A 7,401-nucleotide genomic window follows, 5' to 3' on the forward strand; every position below is an offset into this window, starting at 1 on the left:
ACCCGGCGGCACGGCCCACCGGCCTCGCAAACCACGAGCCGTGCCGCCGGCCCCCTACCGATCCGACAGACCCGTTGGAGGAACCCCCATCATGACTGCCCCCGATGACGACCGTTTCGACTGGCAGGCTGCCGAACGTGACCTGACCGAAGACGCCACCGGGCCGGACGCCGAGGTAGTCGACCTCGACGACGCCCGCGCCCGCCGCGCCCCCCGCCCACCAGCCGACACCGACACCGACAACCCGGACGACGACGCGGAGACGGTAGACGCCGGACCGGAGCGGGTCGGCGGGCCGGTCGACATGGCCGACGACATCCCCGCCGACGTGGTCGCCCGGCAGCAACAGCGCCGGCCGATCCTCGCCGATTGGGCGCGTTCCAGCCGTGCCCTACGCGCCGCCGTGAAGCACCAGAGCAAGGACGCCGGGTACGTAATCGCCTACCACGGCGTGAGGTTGCCGAAGTACGCGGTCAAAGCCCTGGCATGGGCACCGATCGGCGCGGTCCGCAGCATCAGCCACGCCCTACGGTGGGCCGCCGCTGAGGAAGGGAACTGGCACCTACGGCAAGCCGCCGCCTCACGCGGTGACGCGGACACCTGGTTGAAGCTGGACGCCCGCCGGCAGCGTCAGTCGGTGTGGCGGTGGTGGGTGCTCGCGGCCGGAACCGCGGGCACCGGAACCGGCGTCATCGTCCTCGCCGCCGGGCCATCGTGGTGGTCGGCAGTGGCGGGTGCCGTGGTGGTGCCGTGGCTGGCCACCCGTGGCCGCCCGGCAGACCGGCCGATCACCGACCGGGTGACCGAAGGCACCCGCTACCGCAAGCTCACCGCCGACCTGGTCCGCCGCGCCCTCACGTCCCTGCAAATGCCCGCCATCAACAGCGCCGTTGCCAAGGACCCGAAAGCCATCAGCTTCCCCGTGGACATCCACCGAGACGGCCCCGGCCACCTGGCCGTGGTCGACCTCCCGTACGGGGTGGAAGCCGCCGAGGTGGTCGCCCGCCGGGGCAAGCTGGCATCGGCGATGCGCCTGCCGCTGGATCAGGTGTGGCCCGAACCCGCCCCCGGCCACACCGGCCGACTCGCGCTGTGGGTCGGGTACGAACCGGCGTCGCAGATGAAACAACCCACCTGGCCGCTGCTCAACGCCGGGGTGAAGGTGGATGTGTTCAAGCCGTTCCCGTTCGCCACCACACCCCGCCTCGACACCGTGGCGGTGGATCTGATGTTCCGCAACTTCCTGTTCGGCGGCCAACCCGGTTCCGGGAAGACGTTCGCGTTGCGGGACCTGATCCTGGCCGCCGCCCTCGACCCCCGCACCGAGATTCGCGGCTACGAACTCAAGGGCGTCGGGGATTTCGCGGTGTTGGAACCGGTCATGGCCGAGTACGGCAACGGCTTCGACGACGACACCCTCGCCCGCTGCTTCGCCTTCATCGAGTGGCTGTACGAGGAGTGCCGCCGCCGCTCCAAGCGCATCGAGCACTACGCCCGACTCGGGAAGGCACCGGAGAACAAGGTGACCCCGGAACTGGCATCGCTCAAGGACTCCGGTCTGCATCCGTTGGTGGCGTGGTTCGATGAGTTGCAAGAGCTGATGACCAGCAAGTACGGCAAGGACGCCGGGGAACTGCTGGAGAAGGTCATCAAGCTGGGCCGCGCCCTCGGGGTGATCATCCTGATCGGCACGCAGATCCCCGACAAGGACAGCCTGCCGACCGGCATCACCCGCAACGTCAACTCCCGGTTCTGCCTGTCCGTGGCCGACCAGACGGCCAACGACATGATCCTCGGCACGTCGGCGTACAAGAACGGCTACCGGGCCACGGTGTTTCAGCCGGTCATCGAAGCCGGGTGGGGCATCCTGCGCGGCTTCGGGCCGAAAGCGTCGGCGGTCCGGTCGTTCTACGTCGACACCACCGCCGCCGCCCGCATCGTCACCCGCGCCGTGGCCCTGCGACAGTCGGCCGGGACGCTGCCGAAGCCGGACGAGCAGACCCGCGACATCGCCCCGGTGGCCGACGTGCTCGGCGACCTGGCCCGCGTGTGGCCCGGTGATGAGAAGTCGGCGTGGAACGAGACGCTGTGCGGTCTGCTCGCCGAACTGCGACCCGACGTCTACGACGGATGGGAAGCCGCCCAGCTCACCACCGCACTCAAACCCCACCCGCTGATCAAGGTCGCCGACGTTGGGCGGCGCATCGACGGCAAGTCGGTCACCCGGCGCGGCATCAAGCACACCGACCTACTCGCGGCGATTGCGGAGCGTGACCGGAAGCGGTCCGCCGGCTGACCCGCCCGCAGGGTGCTAGCGCTAGCGGCCCGTGCTGCTAGCGCTAGCACCCCCGCTAGCACCCAAACCGAATCATGAGCTGCCCGCTAGCGGATAGCAGCTCACAGCCCCACACGCCCCGAAACCGGCCCTGGAGGCTGCCGTGGACCCCCTGACCAAAGCCGCTATCACCCTCACCACCATCCCCACACTGATCACACTCGGTTACGGCATTCTGTGCTGGGTCGCGCCGTTCAAAACCTGCCAACGGTGCGCCGGCACCGGCCAGACCACCACCCGATTCCTGCGCCGGCCGCGTGCCTGCCGCCGCTGCGACCGGGGCATGAGACTCCGCACCGGACGGCGCATCTACAACGTGGTTCACCGGCTACGCGCCGAGGCACACCGATGAACCGCCGGACCGGTCACACCGACTGGTGCGGCCGGGACCACCGCTGCAACCTCAACGAACACCGCTCCCCGGAAATCGTGGTCGACATCCCCGGCCACGCCCGCGCCGTGCTGGTGCGGGTGCGGACCGCCGCCGGCCGCGACCACGCCGAAATCCGTGTCCGGGTGGCGCTCGCCCCTACCGAGGTGGCCGCCCGCCGACAGTTGGTCGGGCTGCTCGGCGACCTGCGCCAGGCCGTGACCCGCGCCGCGATCGCCGCTCGGCCCCGGCCGAGGTGGTGAACCGGTGGCGCGGTGGCTTGCCGCAAGCGCGGCGCTCGGCCGACCGGTCACCGACGACGAGCCGTACCCGCACGTCTGCCGACGGCGGGTGGACGGCACGAACACGCGTAGCGGACGGCCGGTCTACCTGCAACGGCGTGACTGCGCCGCCTGCGCACAGGAACGCCACCAGCACCGCCCGGCCCGGCCGCCGCGTCCCGGTTCGCTGCCGCTGGCGGCATGACCTGATCGGCGCGCTTCGCGCCCTCACCCCCGGTGGCCAGCACCCGACCGCCCCGGGCTTGGACCGCCGCACCGGAAAGGAGTTCCCTCCATGCCCGACCCTGCCCGGCTAGTCACCGCCGCACTGGCCTACGCCGCTCGCGGGTGGCCGGTGTTCATACTCGGCCGCACCAAACGGCCCGTGGCCAACTGCCCGGCCTGCCCCAAGTCGGACGAAGACCCGACCCACGACCAGGACGCCTGCCCCTGCCTGACCTGTCACGGCTTCTACGCCGCCAGCACCGACCCCGAGCGGGTTGCCGCGATCGTGGCCGCCGTCCCCAACGGACAGCTAGCACTGCGCACGGGTGCCGCGTCGGGAACCGTCGTCATCGACATCGACCCCGCCCACGGTGGCCGTGCCACCATGGCCGACCTGATCGGCCGAGGTTTGCTGCCGCCGACCGCGTACGTGGTCACGGGGTCGGGTGGGTGGCACCTGTACTACCGGCACCCCGGCCACCGGGTGCCGTGCAGTCAGGGCAAGCCGGGACAAGGACTCGGCCCCGGTGTCGACGTGAAAGCCGATGGCGGCTACGTCGTGCTGCCGCCATCGGTACACCCGCGTACCGGACGCCCGTACCGATGGGCAACCGGCAGGGACACGCAGGTAGGGGAGATGCCCCCCGCCCTGCTGACGGCCTGCCTACCGCCGCCGGCACCACCCGTTCCGGCCGTGACCGGCCCGACGCGCGTACGTGAGGCGGGGGGCATCTCCCATCCCGACCGCCTCCTAGCCGTGCTACTCGACCGCGTCACCGCCGCCCCCGAAGGCGTGCGCCGCACCACCCTCTACGGCGTCGCCCGAGGCGTGGCCCGGATGGTCACCGCCGGAGCCATCGACCACGCCGACGCGATCGCCGCTCTCACCGACGCGGGCCGCCGTGCCGAGCAAACCGACCGCGACATTCGCGCCGCCATCCGTGGTGGCTTCCGAGCCGAAGGAGTCGCCTCATGACCACCAGCCAACCAATCGACGGCGCGGCCATCCTCGACGCCCTACACGCCGCCTTGACCCGGTACGTGATCCTGCCGTCCGCCGAAGCAGTCGACGCCGTGGCGCTGTGGATCGCCGCCACCCACGCCCAACCCGCGTGGGCGCACGCGCCCCGCCTCGTCATCCGCGCGCCGGAAAAGCGGTGCGGCAAGTCTCGGCTGTTGGATGTGGTGGAAGGGTGCTGCCACAACCCGCTGATCACCGTCAACGCCTCCCCCGCCGCCGTCTACCGGGCCATCGGCACCGACAACCCGCCCACCCTCCTTGTCGATGAGGCGGACACCATCTTTGGTGGGAAGAACGCCGACGCGAACGAAGACCTACGCGGTCTGCTCAACGCCGGCCACCAGCGCAACCGGCCCGCCATCCGCTGGGACGCCGGCACACAGCGATTGGAGAAGATCCCCACCTTCGCCATGGCGGCACTGGCCGGTATCGGCGCGATGCCCGACACCATCGAAGACCGCGCCGTCGTCGTCCGGATGCGCCGCCGCGCCCCCGGCGAAACCGTTGCCCCCTACCGGCACCGCCGCGACGGACCTGCGCTGCGCGCGATCGCGCAACGCCTCACCGGGTGGCTCGGCGCGAACCTCGCCACCCTCGAAGCCGCGGAACCGCCCATGCCCGTCGAAGACCGGGCCGCCGACACCTGGGAACCCCTCGTAGCCGTCGCCGACCTGGCCGGCGGCACCTGGCCGGCACGCGCCCGGCACGCCGTCACCACCCTCACCGCCGAGGCCGACGAAGCAGGCAACGTCTCCACCCGCGTACGGCTACTCGCCGACGTACGAACCGCGTTCACCGTGCTCGGCGACCCACCCGCCGCATCCACACACGACCTACTCACCGCGCTCAACGGCGACGACGAAGCACCCTGGGCAGGATTCGGACCAACCGGCCTCACCGGCAAACGACTCGGCGACCTACTCCGCGAGTTCGGCATCACCTCGACCACCATCCGCTTCCCCGTCGGACAGGCCAAGGGCTACACCCGAGAAGCCTTCACCGACGCATGGAACCGGTACTGCCCCACCCCATCCGTACCATCCGTCCCACCCTCATTTCCGCAGGTCATCCCCGGTACGGATTACCCACCTGGTACGGATCGATCCGTACCACCAACCCCACCCGGCCGTGCCCCTGGTACGCATCAATCCGTACCAGCACACCAATCCGTACCGCACCTGACCAGGCAAAACGAGCTTGGTACGGATGGTACGGATACCCCCCGGCGAAACGGCACCCACCGCCGACCCTGACCGGCCACCCCCGGCCCGGACCAGCTACCGGCTTCCTCGGATCGGCCCGCTGAGAGCCACACAGACGCAACCGCCCTACGCCCAACACCGGGCCACTCGAAATCTCGCGTCTACGGCGCTCTCAGCGGGTCGTTCTATGCCCTTCTATGGCGATAGATCCCTATACCTCCATAACTGACCGCCAGCGACCGGAAGGCACCCACCGTGCGAATCAGGCTGCACGGCACGCCTGCTGTAACAGCCGCAGCACTCAACGGCACCCCGAGGGAGGGCACCCACCGATGACCACCCCCGACAACCGCGTGGTTTTGACCATCGAGCAAGCCGCAGAGCGACTCGGTATCGGCCGCACCACGATGTACGCCCTGATCAAGACGGGCCAGATTCGCACCGTCACCATCGGCCGCCTGCGCCGAGTGCCCACCTTCTGCCTTGACGAGTACGTACAGAAACTCCTGTCCAACCCGACGCAACTCGACCACGCCGCCTGACGAAAGGAGCCCGACGAGTGGGAAGAAAGCCGAACGGGGCATCCAGCATCTACAAGGGCGGTGACGGCTACTGGCACGGCCGGGTAACCGTCGGCGTCAAGGACGATGGCAAGCCGGACCGGCGGCACGTTCAGGCAAAAACCGAGGCCGAGGTAATCCGCAAGGTTCGTGCACTGGAACGGGAGCGCGACAACGGCACGGTTCGGAAGCCGGGTAGCCGCTGGACCGTCGAGAAGTGGCTAACGCACTGGGTCGAGAACATCGCCGGCCCGGTGGTGCGGACGAACACCCTTGACGGCTACCGGGTCGCCGTCCGTCGGCACCTGATTCCCGGTGTCGGTGCCCACCGCCTTGACCGCTTGGAGCCGGAACACCTGGAACGGCTTTACGTCCGGATGATGGCCAACGGCAGCGCGGCCGGCACCGCCCACCAGGCGCACCGGACCATCCGCACGGCACTCGGCGAAGCGGTCCGCCGTGGCCACCTCGCCCGGAATCCTGCCGCGCTGGCCAAGCCGCCTCGCCTGCCGGATTCAGAGGTGCAGCCGTACTCCGTTCCGGAGGTACAGGCGATCCTGCATGCGGCATCGTCGCGGCGGAACAGCGCGCGATGGGCGGTGGCGCTGGCGCTCGGTCTGCGCCAGGGCGAAGCGCTCGGCCTGAAATGGTCGGACGTGGATTTGGACAACGGATCGTTGACCGTCCGCCGGGCACTGCTTCGGCCAAAATGGCGGCACGGCTGCGACGGGAAGTGCGAACAGAAGTTGCCCGGTCAATGCCCCGAGCGGGTGAACGAACGCCCGGTTGCAGCTGACACGAAATCGCGTGCTGGTCGACGCTCGATCGGTCTGCCGGATGCCCTGGTCGACCTGCTGCGGCGGCACCGGAAAGAACAGGACGCCGAGCGCGAAACCGCCGCGCAGCTTTGGCGGGACGAAGGATGGGTTTTCGCCTCGCCGACCGGCGAGGCGATCCACCAAGCGACGGATTACGACGAGTGGAAACGGCTCCTCAAGCTCGCCGGAGTGCGGGATGGCCGACTGCACGACGCTCGGCATACCGCCGCTACCGCGCTCCTGGTTCTCGGCGTCTCCGGCCGCGCCGTGATGGGCATCATGGGTTGGTCTAACTCGGCGATGGCGGTCCGGTACCAGCACATGACCGACCAGGTACGCCGGGACATCGCGCAGCAACTCGGCGGACTGCTCTGGGGCGACCCACCGAGCGGGCCGGGGGAGAAGGCCACCGAGCCGCCGCCCGACGAGCCGGAACCGGGCAAGTGAGACGACAACTGAGACGAGAGCGACCGTAGACACGACTCAGGGCCGGTCCCTTCGGGGCCGGCCCTGTCGTTTTTCCAGCTCTGACGAGCGGAGGATACGAGATTCGAACTCGTGAGGGTGTTAACCCAACACGCTTTCCAAG

The 7,401-nt window shown here is 69.6% G+C and carries 7 protein-coding genes; all 7 read left to right on the forward strand.

Features of this window, described 5'->3' with window-relative positions; genetic code table 11:
- Positions 1–91: 91 nt before the first annotated feature.
- Entirely contained in the window at positions 92–2,296 is a 2,205-nt protein-coding gene (locus C1A38_RS24610) for a P-loop NTPase family protein (protein WP_102660096.1), read from the forward strand.
- A 387-nt stretch (positions 2,297–2,683) separates the two neighbouring features.
- Complete coding sequence (locus C1A38_RS24620; protein ID WP_102660098.1) at positions 2,684–2,968, forward strand: hypothetical protein; 285 nt, start codon at positions 2,684–2,686, stop codon at positions 2,966–2,968.
- A gap of 4 nt (positions 2,969–2,972) precedes the next feature.
- Positions 2,973–3,191: a hypothetical protein gene (locus C1A38_RS24625; RefSeq protein ID WP_102660099.1), complete on the forward strand. Its 219-nt coding sequence runs from the start codon at positions 2,973–2,975 to the stop codon at positions 3,189–3,191.
- 90 nt (positions 3,192–3,281) lie between these two features.
- The gene (locus C1A38_RS24630; RefSeq protein WP_102660100.1) at positions 3,282–4,187 is read left to right on the forward strand and encodes a bifunctional DNA primase/polymerase; all 906 of its coding nucleotides are present in this window, start codon (positions 3,282–3,284) and stop codon (positions 4,185–4,187) included.
- Complete coding sequence (locus C1A38_RS24635; protein WP_102660101.1) at positions 4,184–5,485, forward strand: DUF3631 domain-containing protein; 1,302 nt, start codon at positions 4,184–4,186, stop codon at positions 5,483–5,485. Before C1A38_RS24630 ends, C1A38_RS24635 begins: the two co-directional genes overlap by 4 nt.
- Before the next feature lie 281 nt (positions 5,486–5,766).
- Entirely contained in the window at positions 5,767–5,976 is a 210-nt protein-coding gene (locus C1A38_RS24640) for a helix-turn-helix domain-containing protein (protein WP_102660102.1), read from the forward strand.
- A gap of 17 nt (positions 5,977–5,993) precedes the next feature.
- On the forward strand, positions 5,994–7,259 hold the full coding sequence (locus C1A38_RS24645) for a tyrosine-type recombinase/integrase (RefSeq protein WP_102660103.1): 1,266 nt from the start codon (positions 5,994–5,996) through the stop codon (positions 7,257–7,259).
- Positions 7,260–7,401: the final 142 nt, after the last annotated feature.

Origin of the sequence: Verrucosispora sp. ts21, from assembly GCF_002879555.1 — a bacterium.
Taxonomy (GTDB): domain Bacteria; phylum Actinomycetota; class Actinomycetes; order Mycobacteriales; family Micromonosporaceae; genus Micromonospora; species Micromonospora gifhornensis.